At 45.8% G+C, this 16,949-nt stretch carries 11 protein-coding genes; 6 read left to right on the forward strand and 5 right to left on the reverse strand.

Annotated features, from left to right (window positions below):
- Positions 1–64: 64 nt before the first annotated feature.
- A complete protein-coding gene (locus AC0L6N_RS03485; protein WP_473478895.1) occupies positions 65–1,459 on the reverse strand; it encodes a dihydrolipoyllysine-residue acetyltransferase in 1,395 nt (464 codons plus the stop codon).
- A 2-nt stretch (positions 1,460–1,461) separates the two neighbouring features.
- Entirely contained in the window at positions 1,462–4,161 is a 2,700-nt protein-coding gene (gene mdeB, locus AC0L6N_RS03490) for an alpha-ketoglutarate dehydrogenase (protein ID WP_473478898.1), read from the reverse strand.
- Between the two features lie 708 nt (positions 4,162–4,869).
- Between mdeB and AC0L6N_RS03495 the strand changes: the two genes are divergently transcribed.
- The 6 genes from AC0L6N_RS03495 (at position 4,870) to AC0L6N_RS03520 (ending at position 14,153) form a co-directional block, all read left to right on the forward strand.
- Entirely contained in the window at positions 4,870–6,324 is a 1,455-nt protein-coding gene (locus AC0L6N_RS03495; protein WP_473478899.1) for an alpha/beta fold hydrolase, read from the forward strand.
- Between the two features lie 516 nt (positions 6,325–6,840).
- Positions 6,841–9,660 carry a TonB-dependent receptor domain-containing protein gene (locus AC0L6N_RS03500; RefSeq protein WP_473478901.1) on the forward strand — a complete coding sequence of 940 codons (2,820 nt, stop codon included), beginning with the start codon at positions 6,841–6,843 and terminating at the stop codon, positions 9,658–9,660.
- 224 nt (positions 9,661–9,884) lie between these two features.
- The gene (locus AC0L6N_RS03505; RefSeq protein WP_473478903.1) at positions 9,885–11,174 is read left to right on the forward strand and encodes a 2-hydroxycarboxylate transporter family protein; all 1,290 of its coding nucleotides are present in this window, start codon (positions 9,885–9,887) and stop codon (positions 11,172–11,174) included.
- 16 nt (positions 11,175–11,190) lie between these two features.
- Positions 11,191–12,549 (forward strand): acyclic terpene utilization AtuA family protein, encoded by a 1,359-nt coding sequence (locus AC0L6N_RS03510; protein WP_473478905.1) that lies wholly within the window; start codon positions 11,191–11,193, stop codon positions 12,547–12,549.
- A 20-nt stretch (positions 12,550–12,569) separates the two neighbouring features.
- Entirely contained in the window at positions 12,570–12,893 is a 324-nt protein-coding gene (locus AC0L6N_RS03515; protein WP_473478908.1) for a DUF4387 domain-containing protein, read from the forward strand.
- A gap of 249 nt (positions 12,894–13,142) precedes the next feature.
- Positions 13,143–14,153 (forward strand): LysR family transcriptional regulator, encoded by a 1,011-nt coding sequence (locus tag AC0L6N_RS03520; RefSeq protein ID WP_011573982.1) that lies wholly within the window; start codon positions 13,143–13,145, stop codon positions 14,151–14,153.
- A gap of 74 nt (positions 14,154–14,227) precedes the next feature.
- Here the strand turns inward: AC0L6N_RS03520 and AC0L6N_RS03525 are convergent, their stop codons facing one another.
- From AC0L6N_RS03525 to AC0L6N_RS03535, 3 genes are all read right to left on the reverse strand, one after another.
- Complete coding sequence (locus tag AC0L6N_RS03525; protein ID WP_011573983.1) at positions 14,228–14,683, reverse strand: MarR family winged helix-turn-helix transcriptional regulator; 456 nt, start codon at positions 14,681–14,683, stop codon at positions 14,228–14,230.
- Positions 14,684–15,015: 332 nt separating this feature from the next.
- A complete protein-coding gene (gene fahA, locus AC0L6N_RS03530; protein ID WP_473478910.1) occupies positions 15,016–16,329 on the reverse strand; it encodes a fumarylacetoacetase in 1,314 nt (437 codons plus the stop codon).
- A 65-nt stretch (positions 16,330–16,394) separates the two neighbouring features.
- The gene (locus tag AC0L6N_RS03535) at positions 16,395–16,925 is read right to left on the reverse strand and encodes a VOC family protein (RefSeq protein ID WP_473478912.1); all 531 of its coding nucleotides are present in this window, start codon (positions 16,923–16,925) and stop codon (positions 16,395–16,397) included.
- Positions 16,926–16,949: the final 24 nt, after the last annotated feature.

Genomic DNA, 16,949 nt, shown 5'->3' on the forward strand with positions numbered 1-16,949 from the left:
TGACGTCCAGCAATTACCTTAACCATATTTGTAATTTGACTAACCCATAATAAGCATTAGCAAGTTAGAGCATTATTCGCCTGATGTCAGCAAGCAGAGAAGCTATATAGGCATTGAAACGTCCAGCTTGAGCACCGTCTAAGGCTCTATGATCCCAACTTAGACTCATGGGAAGGATCAATCTTGGTATCGCTTCTTTGCCGTTCCACTTGAGTTCAGTTCGCGCCTTTGCTACTCCTAAAATAGCTACTTCAGGCGCGTTAATAATAGGGGTGAAATACGTACCGCCTATTCCTCCTAATGAAGATATAGAGATACATCCACCACTCATATCATTAGCGCTTAGCTTACTGTCTCTGGCTTTTGCCGCCAGTTCACTCACTTCTTTGGCGACCTGTAAAATCCCTTTCTTATCGGCATCTCGCAGTACCGGTACGACGAGACCGTTTGGCGTATCAGCTGCAAAGCCAATATGAAAATAATCTTTCAATATGATGTCATCACCGTCGAGACTGGCGTTAAATTCAGGGAATTTTTTCAAGGCAGCGGTGACAACCTTTATCAAAAGGGCAACCATGGTGACCTTTATCCCTGATTTTTCCTGTTGCTGATTGAGCTCAACGCGAAATGCGTCAAGGTCAGTTATATCTGCATCTTCATGATTAGTCACATGAGGAATACTGACCCAATTGCGATGTAAATTTGCGGCGCTTATTTTGCGGATCCGAGAAATCGGTTGGCGTTGAATGGGACCAAACTTAGCAAAATCGACTTGGGGCCATGCCAACATATCTTTCAGCGGACCTTCAGCAGCAATTTGTGTATCACCACTGTTGCGATCCTCTTGCATTAACGATTTCACATAGGCGTGGGTGTCTTCTTTAGTAATGCGACCTTTGGGGCCACTCCCGGTGACGTTATTGAGGTTGATGTCTAATTGATGTGCTAGTTTCCTCACGGAAGGGGAGGCGTATGCGATGCTATCTCTATCTACCGCGCTTATCCCCATGGCATTCGCAGTTGACGCAGAAGTATGAAAATGAACGTCCTTGGTGGATTCGTTGCTGCGAGGCGCAACTGACCTTGGCGAATCGTCTTTATTAGCACTTACTTCTTCAGTGCCAACTTCCTCGGAACGTAATTCTTCCTCGATGCTAGCTTCGGTATTGCCTTCTGCGTTATCCGTTTGAATGGGGGCTTCTGGAGCAGCCTCAATTTCAAGAATAACACTTCCTTCACTGACTCTGTCTCCTTGGGCAACAAATATACGCGTGATGATTCCAGCGATCGGCGAGGGAACCTCCATCGTTGCCTTGTCGGTTTCAAGTATTATCAGCGCGTCATTTACCTCGATGTTGTAACCCACTTCGACTGATATTTCTATGATTTCAACGTCTGTGCCGCCACCAATATCGGGTACTAGAACTTCTTGCGAAATATGTTTTACTGGTGCATTCATTATCAGCACTCCCATGACGCTATTGCGTCTGAATTTATACCGTAGCGCTCAATCGCTTGGCGACAAATATCTCGTTCGATAGCACCTTGGTCAGCTAAAGAGGTCAGCGCCGCAAGACACACGTGATAGCGGTCGATTTCGAAGAAATCACGCAAAGCTGTTCGTGTGTCGCTGCGGCCAAAACCATCTGTGCCTAGCACCGTAAAGCGAGGTTGAAGGTAAGATGCGATTAGTTGCGGTACGGCACGTACATAATCGGAAACGGCAATAACAGGATCACTCCCTCCCAAACAGCTTGTTAAGTGGCTCGAGTGTTGCGCTGAATTGGGATGTAACCTGTTATGACGCTCTATTTCTCGAGCATCTCTGGCTAATTCGGTATAACTAGTAACACTCCAAATTTCAGATTCAATATTCCAGTCATTCGCTAAAATTTCAGCTGCTGCGATAGCCTCGAGCAAAATAGTGCCTGAACCAAGCAGGCGCACTTTTGCAACTGCTTTATTCACATGGCTGGTGTCGTAATGGTACATACCTTTAATAATATGGCTCTCAACGCCTTCAGGGATCGAAGGTTGCGCGTAGTTTTCGTTCATTACAGTGATGTAGTAAAACTCGTCTTGTTGCTCTTCTAACATGCGCCTTGCGCCATGATCGATGATCACTGCGAGCTCACAAGCAAATGCGGGATCGTAGGCGCGGCAATTGGGAACGGTTGAAGCAATGAGATGGCTGTGGCCGTCTTGATGTTGTAACCCCTCACCACTTAGTGTTGTTTTACCGGCGGTTGCGCCCAATAGAAAGCCACGCGCGCGCTGATCGGCGGCTGCCCAAATCAGGTCTCCTATTCGTTGAAAGCCAAACATGGAGTAGTAGATGTAAAATGGCAACATGCTGACGCCATGGGCTGAGTAGCTGGTGGCCGCCGCAGTCCATGAACTGATGGCCCCGGCTTCGTTGATACCTTCTTCCAGTATCTGGCCGTCCAATGCTTCTCGGTAACTGAGGATTGAGCCTATGTCTTCAGGCTCGTAGCTTTGACCCACGCGGGAATAGATACCGACCTGTTTAAATAGATTCGCCATGCCGAACGTGCGGGCTTCATCAGCGACTATTGGTACCACTCTTGGGCCCAACTTTTTGTCTTTAAGCAAATTCGTCATCATGCGCACAAAGGCCATCGTGGTAGACATTTCTTTGTTGTCGGCGTTTAGGGCAAAGCCACCGAATTTAGATAAATCAGGTACCTCAACCACGTCAGCGTGATTAGCACGTTTTGGCATGTACCCCCCTAAATTTTCACGCTTTTTCCGTAAGTAACGCATCTCTTCGCTGTCTTCATCAGGCCTATAGAATGAAAGGGATGCAGCTTGCTCATCATCGAGAGGGAGTTGAAAACGGTCACGGAAATCGAGAAGGGCGTCTTTATCTAATTTTTTCTGTTGGTGCGTTGTCATTTTTCCTTGTCCAGCTTCGCCCATACCGAAGCCTTTTTTGGTTTGGGCAAGAATGACAGTGGGACGACCTTTGTGCTGGGCTGCAGCGTGATAAGCAGCGTAAATTTTTACCAGATCGTGCCCGCCGCGTTTGAGTTGGTCGATCTGTTCATCTGTAAGTCCTTGAACAAGGTTTTTCAGGGCCTCGTTTTGGCCAAAAAAGCTGTCTCGATTAAAGCGCCCGTCTTTGGCGGCAAATGTCTGAAATTGACCATCAACGGTATCAGCAAATGCGCGTACTAACGCACCTTGAGTATCTCGGGCGAATAGTCCATCCCAGTCAGAGCCCCAAACTAGTTTGACGGTGTTCCAACCTGCGCCACTAAACAGTGCTTCTAGTTCATCGATGATACGGCTATTGCCTCTAACTGGGCCGTCTAACCTTTGTAGGTTGCAATTGATTACCCATACGAGGTTATCTAATCCCTCACGCGCCGCCATGGTTAGCGCAGACATGCTCTCTGGCTCATCCATTTCCCCGTCGCCGAACACCCCCCATACTTTGCGCTGAGAATTATCCTTCAAACCGCGGTGCTGCAAATAACGCATAAAGCGGGCTTGATAAATGGAACTGATAGGCCCTAGCCCCATTGAACCAGTAGGAAACTGCCAAAAATCTGGCATTAACCATGGATGCGGGTAACTGCATAGACCTTGCGCGCCAGCGGTCGACGCAGTGACTTCTTGGCGATAATGGAGTAAATCATTTTCGCTCAGGCGCCCTTCTAAAAATGCACGGGCATAAACGCCCGGCGCGGAGTGCGGCTGGTAAAAGACTAAATCACCATTGATGTCATCGCCATCAGCATGGAAAAAGTGATTGAATCCAACTTCGAATAAATCAGCGGCGCTGGCATAGCTGGAAATGTGACCGCCTAATTCACCATAAGCCTTGTTGGCGCGTATCACCATTGCAAGGGCGTTCCAGCGCATAATCGATACTAGTTTTTCTTCGATAGCGAGATCACCTGGGTAGGCAGGCTGTTGATCTACGGTGACGGTATTCACATAGGGAGTGCCGTGTACGGGTTGCCAGCCGATACCTGGGTCGCGAGCAATTTTTGTGATCACATCCAGTATTGTGCGTGTGCGTTCAGGGCCAGCGTGAGCGACTAGCGCTTGCAGTGCCTCGCACCACTCAGCTAGTTCTTGGGCATCTTCATCATTAACCGCATCACGTAAATACGTATTGATATAGTGATTCATTTTTATTCCTCTCGATAGGACTACTACAAAGTTTTTATTGTTAAAACGTACCTGAGTTCCTCTGGGTTTGAGGGGTAGCGCGCTGTTTCGGCTGTTTAAGACTCACTTTTACTGGTTGTCTTGGGGTAGGCCATACCCATAAAACTGGTTTTGCACTTTAATCAGCCTACCTGCGTTATTCGCAACGGGGCTGTTTCAATATTTGTAACATTCAATCACTTCCAAGCGTTGCTCAGACTCGTTGGTAGTGGCTTTGCAAAGGTATTGAAGGCTGCATTTAGCAGGCAAAATTCATTGTGTCGCCTCGCCTAGAGGGGAGGTTTAATGTGTTTCAAAAGATGCTTGTTGCAGGGGGAGTTAGCAAATAGGAAATTCTAATGCGGTATTAAATATTGCTATTGGTTGTTAAATTAATATTTATTTATTGTTAAATGAGGTTGGGGTTTTGACCCCGGCTGTGATTATTATTTTGTCTTTTTGATTATGAGATCAGGGCACTGATATAACTAATCACGTGGGCTGTCACATCAGGCAAAGCAACGATGACAAATTTGGGGTTGTATATTCAACTCGTTTAAAAGTTGAATTCTCGAGGATAGTATTAAAATGAAAATGATCGGATCAATACCTATGCGTACCACTTATCTGTATTCACAACTTTCGAAGATAACTGGTTATCAAGTGAGCTGTCGGGGTCATAGGTGCTCAATGTTGCAGTTGCTCGGGGCTGTTGTCGTTTCTCTTGGAGTAAGCCTTACGGTATCGGCTCGAGCCGAAGAACAAAAAGAGCCTGCACATTATTGGAATTTTCCACAAGCTCCAGAGTCAACCAGCATGACGCCGTCAAAATTAAAATACATAGACATCAAAGACACCATTGCAATCAGAGGGACAGAGTATCGTATTCGGGTACCTGAAAATTGGAACGGCACTTTGATAAGTGATCTTGATTATTATCACGCGGCCGAATCACCGAAGTATCTGAAGCTACTTGAGCGAGGTTATGCTTTTTCGGGAACGCTGCGTCGTCCTGAGCGACTTGAACATTACGATCCTGCTCATGAGATACATGATTTGGTCTCAGTACTGGACATTTTCGCAGAAAAATTTGGTAAACCACAACGGACAATTCAGTACGGTTGTTCTGGCGGTGGTAATGTGGCAACAGGCATGGCTGAAATTCATCCAGATCGTATCGATGGTGCTATTTCAGCTGGTGCGCCAACGAGTCCTTGGTTTACGAATTCTTCACTTGATGGTTTCTTTGTTTTGAAATCTTTGATCGCTCCAGAGTTGCCCATAGTGAACCTTCCATTGCATGGGGATGAGATCAAAGAAATTGGTGCAGCTTGGCGTGAAGCCATAGAAAACGCCCAAAAAACGCCTGAAGGTCGGGCACGTATTGCGCTGGCCGTCACTATCGGTCAATGGCCTGGTTGGGGGGGGACGTTTGGTCTAAATGCGCAAGCCAGTATGCCGGAACCCGACGTTAACGATGTGGATGCGTTGCAAGAAAGTATGTATCAAACCGTATCTTTGGTGCTGCCTTCTGAGCGTACTTTTGGTCACACTATGCTCGAACGCGCGGCACCGGGGCAGCTACGCTGGAATACCGGTATCGATTATCGAGCGTTCTTCAAAAATGGTAATCCATCTTATCAAAAGGCCGTTGAAGCGCTTTATGAAAAAGCTGGATTGAATTTAATTGATGAGCTTAATCAGGTGAATTCATCTACTAGAGTCGCGGCCGATCCCGAAGCGATACGTTGGTGGAGCGCTCCGGGGCGAACACATGTAGGAAAGCCAAAAGTACCTTTGTTACGTCTGCATGATAATGGTGATTTGTTAGTGTACCCGAGCATGGTCAAAGGGTATGAATCTTTAGTGGCTGAAAACGGTTATTCAGAGTTGTTTCGCAGCGCTTATGTTAATCGAGCGGGGCATTGTACCTATAGCGTGGCGGAGGTTGCTGCGGCTATTGATACCGTTGAGCAGCGGATTAAAACAGGGGAGTGGCCCAGTACATCACCTGATTCTCTTAATGCTTTAGGCAAAAGGTTAGACCCAGACGATGAGACGCAATTCTATAATTATAGCGGTGTGAAGAAATACAATCGTGTGTGGGTTCCTACGGCGAAAGACTTTATAGGCGCTCCAAAATAGTAAACACATATGCAATATGTACCCTGATTTTACTCTCAGCTAAGTGCGTTAGAGCGTGCTTAGCTTCTTCCATTTTAGCGTATTTAATTCACGTACCTACAGACTGTTTTTAGAAAGAAAGTAAAGGTTGAATCCTTATACAACAGGCCCTGTGAGCAAATTTCAGTGTTTTTTTAAGCGGTAATTTACCCGCACCTTAACGTGTATAAATTGAGCCATAAGTTTAATCGATAGCGCATCGATATTTGATATTAGCAATAGCATCCTTAGTTTCTTAACATCCACTTAACGTCATTGTAACAATCGTTGCTGAGCGAAGATTAAAATTAAGAACAACGCATGACGTACAGTGAAAAGCATCTTAAAGCACGCATTATGCTTCTCAATTTAATAAATGCTAACAAACGTCATGAGATGCATCGCTTGTGACAGATCACCGATATACGGAGTCTCCACTATGTGTAGAGAAATGTTGGATTCGACTAACCACGGAATATTCTTTAAAGAGGAAGAAATATGAGCGTCCATAAGCAGTTCCGCCTTAAAAATAATATGTTTAGTAGTTTAGTACCAGGAATAGTGCTTCTGTCATGTTTTCCGTCATTCACACATGCCCAGCAAGAAACAAGTGAATTGACCAAGCAAGAAAAGCAAGCAGACGCATCTGATATTGAACAGGTTGTCATAACAGGTTCACGATTGCGTCAAGATGGGTCCATGGCTCCAACTCCCGTCACAGTTCTTTCAAGTGATGAAATTGAAGCTGGTGGCAAAACCAATATCGCAGACTTTATTAATGATTTGCCACAATTACAAAACTCAAGCACGCCCCGTTCTATTGGTTTTACGTCTAGCTCAGGTTTACAAGGCGCAAATTTACTGAATCTGCGTAACCTTGGAACAAACCGAACACTGGTTTTACTTGACGGTCGCCGCGTTGTTCCTGGGGTACCTACGGGCTCCGTTGATTTAAGTCTGTTGCCAAGTGCATTGGTTAAACGCGTAGATATCGTAACCGGAGGGGCTTCTGCAGCATATGGGGCTGACGCAGTAGCTGGCGTCGTAAACTTAGTACTTGATACAAAATACACAGGTGTAAAAGCCCATATTCAAGGCGGCAGTTCATCTGAAGGTGATGCAGAGAGTAAGTCCGGCTCAATTGCTGGAGGGACCAGTTTTGCCAACGGTCGAGGTCACGTAGTAGGTAACATTGAATACGCTGAAAACAAGGCCGCTTTTGCGAGAGAACGAGACTGGGCTAAAAGCAAAAGTATTGTCCCGAATCCAAATTACACCCAAGGTGGCGCAGAGCATGAGCGCATTATTGTAGACAGTGGATTGGGCCTAGCAACACCAGGGGGCTTAATCATCAACACTCCTCTGCGTGGTACGCAATTTGACGACAATGGTAACCCTGTTCCCTTCGATTTCGGCGCGCCCACGGGAAACGGGTTTATCGCAGTCAGCCCAGACGCCTATAACCCTATTGCGTTGCAACAACTTATTGCACCGTTAGAGCGATACAGCGGTTTTATGCACGCCACTTACGATCTGACTGAAAACACGACCATTTATGGTGAAGCGTCTTACGGCAAATCCACCGTTCGCCAAGAAACGTTACCGTTATTCCGCTTTGCAAATCAAGTGGTGCAGAATGATAACCCGTATCTTGACGCTGTGACTGCGCAAAGACTAAGCGATGCCGGTGAAAGTACTTTCGTACTCGGCAAATTAGGTGTGAACCTTGGTGTGGCTGAACCGGTTGGTGAAAGGGAAATTCAACGTTACCTTGTGGGAGTTGACGGCGAACTAAGCGGTGATTGGTCGTGGAGCGCTTATTATCAGTATGGGGATGTCGATATTAATGTTCGTGCCCAAAATAACCCAATCGTATCGCGTTTTATTTTGGCTGCTGATGCCGTTACCGATGATGCTGGTAACGTTGTATGCCGATCATCGCTAAGCGATTCAGGCAATGGTTGTTTACCTTACAATGTATTTGGCAATCAACCTGTTGCTGATGATGTAAAGGCCTACCTTACTGGCACTGCCGTGTCTAACCAAAAATTAAAGCAACACGTTTGGTCAGCGAGCATGACGGGTGTTGTTGCAGATCTTTGGGCTGGGCCGCTGACTGCGGCTTTTGGCGCTGATTATCGCAAAGAGTCCGGCTCAGGGGATGCTGATGAGCAATCTATCAACAATGAATTTTTTGTGGGGAATTTCAAACCCTTCTCAGGCAAGGTAAATGTCAAAGAGGGATATTTAGAACTTGGCTTACCGGTTCTGGATGATATGGACTACGGAACAATAGACATCAACTCTGCTATTCGCTGGACCGATTATAGCAATAGTGGCTCAGTTAGAACGTGGAAGGCAGGGGTTATCTACTCTCCTATTGATGAGCTTCGTTTTCGCGTAACACGTTCTAGCGATATTCGTGCGCCAAACATCAACGATTTATTCAGTGGGGGACTCGTTAGAGCCTCAGCAGTGAATGACCCATTCAGAGACGGTGAATCTACCCAGTATTTAGAGCGTTCAGGCGGTAACCCAGATCTTCGCCCCGAAGAAGCTGACACTTTGACTGTGGGAGGTTCATATGCCCCAGATTGGTTGCCAGGTTTTAGCATGTCTGTAGATTATTTCGATATAGATATAAACGATGCGATTGGCGATATTTCATCGCAAAATATTCTCGACAATTGCTTTGAAGGCCAAACAGAATACTGCGCCTATGTCGCGCGCAATAGTGACGGTCTTGTCACCCAGATATCGAAACTACCATTTAACTTTCAAGCCGAGCAAATGACCGGCGTTGACATGGAATTCGCTTACACCATGGAGCTAGGGGAGGGCGAGTTAAAAATGCGCGCTTTCGCTACCCACGTTACCAAGCTTTCTATAGGCGTACCAGGAACGCTCAACTTTGTTAGTCGCAAGGGAGAGGTTGGCAACAATGCTGGTGGAGCTGATTCAGGTGCCCCAGATTGGCGCGGAATTGGCAACATTGGTTATGAAACACATGGCGGAACAAATATTGGCGCCACATTGCGCTTCATTGGTGAAGCTAAAGTAGAGAGCGACTTTGCCAGTAATTACTTGCAGGGCAACGACGTGCCGTCACGCACTTATCTCGATTTGAATATCTCCCAGAAATTCGATTTATCCTCGGGCACCTTAAAGGTATTCGCTGTAGTCGATAACGTATTCGATCGAGACCCTCCGGTGGTTGTTTCGCTTCAAGGTACGTCACCATTAGATCTACCTACCAATGGCGCTTTATACGACACAATTGGACGAACTATACGTATTGGGGCGCGTGTTGAGTTTTGATCTCAATGACCCGCAGGCGCTTGGATTAGCCAGCGCCTTGAGCATTATGGTGCGGGGCGAGCCTACATCAAGCGGCTCTGTCGCTAAGTCTGTTTGTGTTGGATGTTCAAAAAAGTTCGATTCAGCTCACTGTTACACTACGGGTCTATAAACCTGTTTTTTGAGAGAAGAATATGCAAACAAAGCGCGCTGACGTGGAAACGTCAAACAACAAGAGAACTGTGATGAATACACTTTTCGATACGAGTAAATCGTTTGACCTTCAAGGTATACCGATGGGGCTCTTTGTACTGATAGCGATAACGTCAGTGGCGATACTTCAACTTGACGAGTTGAAAACGGTTGGTGTGGTGGGCGCGTTTGCAGTGTTATGGACGATAGGTTTGTTTTTTTATGCACTGGGAGAACGGGTGAAGCTGTTGAAATCGGTATTGGGTGGCGGGCTAGTGGTCGCTTATTTCGGTGCGGCACTAACGGCTAACTCAGGAGCCATTAATACGGGAGATATTGAGTATGTCCAATCTTTCATTATTGAAAACCGTTTTTTGTACTTTGTTCTCGCTGCATTACTTATCAGCAGCATTATCAGTGTTAAGACAGAGGTATTAAAAGCGGCTTTGATGTCTTACGCCCCTATCATTTTAGGTGGGTTGTCGCTTGCTGCCATATTCGGGGTTCTTGCCGGAATGATGGCAGGTGTGCCTACAGAGCGCGTATTGATAATGTACTTTTTACCGATTATGGGAGGTGGAACAGGCGCCGGTGCTATTCCTATGTCTGAAGTGTATGCCGAAGCGACAGGGAACAGCGCCGCAGATTACTTCAATTATGCAATCGGCGTACTGACGCTAGGTAATATCGTCGCGATTATCACAGCATCATCACTCAATATGCTGGGTAATAAGTTAACTTTTCTAAGTGGGAAGGGGCAGTTAGTAAAGGGACAAGAAGATGTTGATGATGAACTCAAGTCGGCACAGCCGACAGACGTAAATACTCATGCAGCGACAGTCTTGGTTGTCAGTTTGTTGCTTGTTGGCGTCGTGCTTTCGGCGACAGTAGGACTGATGCACTTATTTGCTTGGGTCACTGTGATTGCTGTTGTGATGAACCTGACTGGCGTCGTCAGTGACTCGATGAAAACTGCGCTGCTTTTGTTATCACAATGGTGCATTAAAGCTTTTTTGGTCACCATTTTGGCAGCCTTTGGGTTGTCTGCAGACTTTGAGGTGATTGCTCAACTCTTTGACCCCGGAAGTCTTTTTATCATTGTTTCCATCGTTTTGGGCGCCGCAATTGGCGCGGGAGTCGTTGCCCACTTTGTTAAGTGTTATCCGATCGAGGGGGCCCTTGCCGGGGGACTTTGTATGGCAAACGCCGGTGGAGCAGGTGATTTACAGGTGTTAAGTGCTGCACGACGTTTAAGTTTATACCCCTATGCGCAAATATCTTCTCGTATCGGCGGAGCTCTCATGTTGGTTCTTGCCAGCTACTTTTTTAAACTATTCACTTGATTTAATTGGATTTAAAATGAAAGAAATTAAAATACTGTGTCCTTCAGCAGCTTTAGGTTTTGGATGCCCAACTGAATCTTTCGAAGAAGGATTGAGGAGAATGCCCGATGCCATTGGCGTTGATGCAGGCTCAACGGATCCTGGTCCGTATTATCTTGGAACGGGACAAACTATTCTCGGCTGGGGGCCTCAGAGGAAGGATTTAGAAATCTACCTTGAAGCCCAGCAAAGACTTAATATTCCTTTAATAATTGGCTCCGCTGGTGGACCGGGGTGCCTCTCGGTGCTCAATGAGACAATTCGTATTATTGAGGAGATCGCAGAAGAGAATAACTACCACTTTAAATTAGCTAAAATTGAGGCTGATTTCGAAAAGGATTTTCTCAAGAAATGTGTCACCGAAGATAAAATTCAACGCTTTGAAGATAGAACAGAACTAAGCGCCCAAGAGATTGACAAGTCTGAGCACATTGTTGCTCAAATGGGAGTTGAACCTTTGATTGAAGCGTTGAAATTGGGCGCAGACGTTATTATCGCCGGACGAGCTTATGATCCAGCCATTTTCGCTGCTCTGCCAATCTATAAAGGATTTGATCCTGGATTAGCATATCACATGGGGCAAATTTTAGAGTGTGGGGCCATGGCCGCAGAGCCTGCCGCTGGCGCAGATGCCATTTTGGCGACCGTTAGAGATGATTCATTTACCATAGAGCCGCTCAATAAAAACAGAAAAGCGACGGTTAAGTCGGTTGCTGCACATACCTTTTATGAAAACACTAACCCAGTACAGTTGGTGTTTCCTGGTGGCATGATCGATTTATCTGAAACGACATTTGTGCAAGAAACAGATCGTACAGTGCGTATTGCAAAGACTAAATTTATCCCTGCGAAGCAGTATACGTTGAAGTTAGAAGGCGCTAAGAAAGTAGGCCACAGAGCGGTGTTTATTGCGGGCATCAAAGATCCTATTTTCATTAAATCTGTGGATAGCATCATCGAGCAAGCCAAAAATGAAATGGTTAAACAGCTCCCTTATAAGATTGATGAAGACTACCAATTAATATTCCATACCTATGGCAAAAACGCCGTCATGAGGGATCGTGAGCCTAATGTTGACTTTGTAGGTCACGAAATCGGTTTGGTAGGTGAAGCCGTGGCAACGACTCAGGAAATTGCCTATGCCGTGTGTTCCTTTTTTCACAAAATACTCCTTCATTACCCCTATGAAGGGCGAAAACAGATTTCTGGTAACTTAGCGTTTCTGTATTCACCATCGAATTTCAACATGGGGGAAGTGTATGAGTTCAATATATATCATCTCCTCAACGTGGATGAAGGTGTGAGCCAATTCCCTATAACTATCTCAGACCTGTAACGATTAGGAGTTCACTTGCTATGACAGAAACTAAAACACTTGGTCAGTTGGCCAAGTTTCTCAGAAGTAAAAATGCGGGTCCGTTTTATCTTACCCTTGATATTTTTTTCTACGGCAAAGAGGATTACTTGAAAGCGAAAAGCACGGGGCTTATCAATAAGCGTCTTATTTCGCAGCTTTACCGTATCGATGAGGAGGATATTTCCATCATCGAATTTGATCCCGCAGAGGCGATTAAAGTGTCTTTTCCCAGGCCTGTTTCTTCAGGCAGTGTAGGAGATTCTGATGTGTATGGTGCACAGCAACATGCGCCATTATTCGATATTGAAATCCCTTGGAATTAATTTGAGTTTGGGTATGTTGATGGAAATGACAGAGGGTAGCCTTGCTTTGCAAGGCGTACACCTGTTGTAAGAGACTCGCGCTAGTTTGTTCATAAAGCTGAAATACAATTTTTCTGACTGTATTTGCAAAGCGCGAAGTACCCCATTGCATGTCTTTGTAGGCTGTAGCCAAAAGCTATGCTTTACGGTTTGTAATGTTAACTTAGCCATATACAATGACCTTCCTCAAGTCGTTTAGTACAGAGTGTTATGGACTTAAAATATTCACGCACGGGCATAGAATTTAAGCATTTGCGCACGGTAGTTGCGGTTGCGGAAGCGGGCAGTATTACTAAAGCTGCTAAGTTGCTTTATACGGCGCAACCTGCGTTAAGCACGCAGTTACAGCAGCTAGAACACATTTTGGGGGCTGATTTATTTGTCCGAACACCAAAAGGAATGCAGGTCACTGAGGCCGGTGAACAGTTTTTGGTGCATGCAAAATCTATTCTTAAGTATTTTTCACATGCGGTGGCAGAACTCAAATCGAGTTCAAAGCACGTGTCAGGATCGTTTACCATAGGCTGTGCTAATAGCCTTGCCAACTCCATTGGGGCGAATTTGATGATGAGTTTAAAGCATCGATTTCCCAAGCTAATACCATCCATTCAAGCTTTAGGTGGCACAGCGCTACAGCAGTCTGTCGTGGCAGCTGAGCTCGATTTTTATATTACCAGTTCAGCTATCGAGTTAAGTACGAGCGATCGCACTGTAGTGCATCGTGCTGAGAACTTGAGCCTCGGCTCTTCTTTGGTGGAAGAAATTGCCGTTGAGCGGTTCTTAATCTGCTTGCCAAGTGATGTGGATAGCGCAACAACCTCCGGCGGCCAAGAACAAGTTATTTTGCAAGAGTTGCCGGTTGAAATTCTCGAAACGGCGCCGCTGTGTTTGTTTTCAGAAGATCATGGCATATCAGGCATCATTGATTGGTTAGCACAGAAACACGACCTCAATATTTCCCACTATGGCTACACCAACAATACTGAGATCATGATTGATCTGGTGCTATCTGGGCAGTGTATCGTGGTGCTGCCATCATCTTTCGCTGAGTTGTTTACACGGCGGCCAAGCTTACGCCTGCATCCATTACAGGGTTACCGTATAGAGCGTGATATCGTGCTGTGTTATGCCAATGATTTAGAGGTCTCTGATACGACTAGATTAGTAAAAGAGCTGGTAGGTGAGGTGCTACGTTCTGCATTGGTTCACGATGTTGTGTAGTTGAGTTCACTGAGCGCTAGACTTGGGTTGACTGGTGCAGACTAGTCGATACGCGTAAGCTGTTTTGACAATATTTATTTAGTGGCCACTTCTAATTGTTGGCCTAGCTTGACTGTTAGCGCTTTCAATTGTTCTCGCTCTTGTGTGGATAATCCCTCGAGTAAACGTTCTTCCTGGGCCTTCACCAAAGGAATAATGTGTTGATGCACCTTCGCTCCCTCAGACGTTAGGTTAAGCACGTTTGTGCGCCGGTCCAAGGAGCCCGGATGTTGTAGCAATAAGCCTGCTCGAATCAGTTTTGCAATAGCACGACTCACTGGCATCTTTTCTAATCGTGTGAACTTGCATATGTCTCGAGCGGATATTTCACCATGAAAGCCAACCGCAGCGAGCACGCGCCAGTCGGTTCTCGTTAAGCCGTGTTTTTCATATATTTTAGCTATAAATTCAGTGACTTGCTGCGCCAATATCGACAGCTGATACGGAAAAAACTGATTTAAATCTAATAATATGTCGTCATCTTTGGGCATTTAAAAATACAGATTAGTCATGTAGGGACTTCACATTACCACCTGATATGCCACATCTCCACTGCTAAACATCTGCACGTTATGGCTAAATTGGCTGCTGGTTATAGACCAAATTGCTTTGGTGCAAGGGCTGACGATTAATACGTTTCGGCCAACAGCCGCCATGTTATGACAAGTTTATTATTTACCTATTTACACGAACGTGATGCGAAATGTTATGAAAAGGCAACGTTACGTTCATAACATTACCTTATGCTATTTCGGGCTACTTTACCGCACAAGTACTCGTTTTTGACAAGACAGCTTTAATATCACACTGATGCTACAAAACCTTAAAGACTTGCCGGCAGCACAGTGCCTTGTACTTCACCAAAGCCGATACGGGCTGCGCCGTCTTTCTGGCAATAGCCACGCATGATTACGCTGTCGCCGTCTTCTAAAAACGTACGCTTTTCCCCATTGCCCAGCTTGAATGCTTCCTTACCGCCCCTAGATAGCTCTAGCATTGAGCCTGCCTGATCATGCTCAGGCCCTGACTGTGTACCTGACCCAAGTAGGTCTCCAGCTCTCATGGTGCAGCCGTTTACACTGTGATGAGCAACAAGCTGAGCAATCGTCCAATAAGAGTACTTAAAATTACTATCACTTATCTTGTAAGGATCTTCGTCGTTGTTACGCATTTTTTCAGTTTGAATCAGGCACTCTAAATGAATGTTTAATCCCCCTTGCTTGTCGTTTTCGCTACTGCTTAAGTACGGCAGTGGTTGCGGATCGCTTTCAGGGCGTTCAAATTGGGTTCGGTAGGGGGCTAATGCCTCTATGGTGACAATCCATGGGGAAATGGTAGATGCAAAGTTTTTGGCGAGAAAAGGCCCTAGTGGTTGGTATTCCCAGGCTTGAATATCGCGTGCTGACCAGTCGTTGAATAAGCATAAACCGAAAATGTGATCTTCTGCGCACGTGATATCGATTCGCTCGCCCAAGGTGGTGCTTTGGCCGACGAAAATACCCATCTCTACTTCATAATCAAGTCGTTTACAGGGCGCTAATACGGGGGCTTCTGCATCAGGCGCTTTGATTTGGCCAACAGGACGCGGAAACGCTTGCCCTGAAATATCAATGGTGGAAGATCTGCCGTGATAGCCAATCGGTACCCATTTGTAGTTTGGTAGCAAGGGGTTGTCTGGGCGAAAAAGCGAACCAACCGCAGTAGCATGGTGAATTGAAGTATAAAAATCAGTGTAATCACCGATTGTGCAAGGCATTGCATACTCGATATCGCTTTGTAAAATTAAGCAGTCGCGCAACCATTCTTGTTCACGGGCCTCGGTGCGAAGTGCGCGAGACAGCGCTAGGCGCAAAGCGGAGTTCGCTTCTTTACCCATGTCCATTAATTCGTTCAAGCTCGTTTGGGCGGCGGCTTTAGCTGCTTTTAGTGCAAGGCCGGTAAAATTGCTTGCTTGAGCGAGTGCCGCCATATCAATGACGTATTTACCAATAGCGACACCGCCTCGAACGCGTTCGTTGCTATTTTTTCGGCGAAACGTGGCAAAAGGCAAATTCTGAATAGGAAAGTCACCGTCTCGGTTAGCCGAGCTTACCCAGCTGGTCAATTTAATATCATGGGTTTCGTTTAATAAGGTCATAAGAATATATCCATTAGATCAGGTTTAACGACTAAATCAGTATTTCGCACACTTGCTAGCCAACGTTATTTAGCTTCATGAAGCCATGCGGCATGATTGGGTGCGACTTTGGTTTCTGACCATTCATCAACCATTAATTGGGCCACGCTGTTTAACATTTTGTATTGTTCTGGCGTACCCGTATTAGCGGCAAGCTCCATACGATGACCGTTAGGATCAAAGAAGTAAATGGATTTGAAAATTGTATGATCTATCGGCCCTAACACTTCAACACCCTGGCTTTCAATATGCACTTTGGCTGCGAGCAATTCGTCAACACTGGCTACTTTTAGAGCAAGGTGCTGGACCCAAATTGGCGTATTTTCGTCTCGCCCCATGTCAGGTGAGTTAGGGATCTCGAAGAATGCTAAAACATTTTCATTACCGGCGTTTAGAAAAATATGCATGTACGGATCGGGCTCTTTCGTAGACGGAACTTCGTTTTCCGCAATGGACAATACCAAGTTCATGCCCAGTATGTCTTTGTACCATTGAGCCGTCTCTTTTGCGTCTATACATCGATAAGCGACATGATGAACTCCTGCTACCTTTACCATATGTATACCTTCCTCTTAGTAAAT

Source organism: Paraglaciecola sp. G1-13, assembly GCF_055809255.1.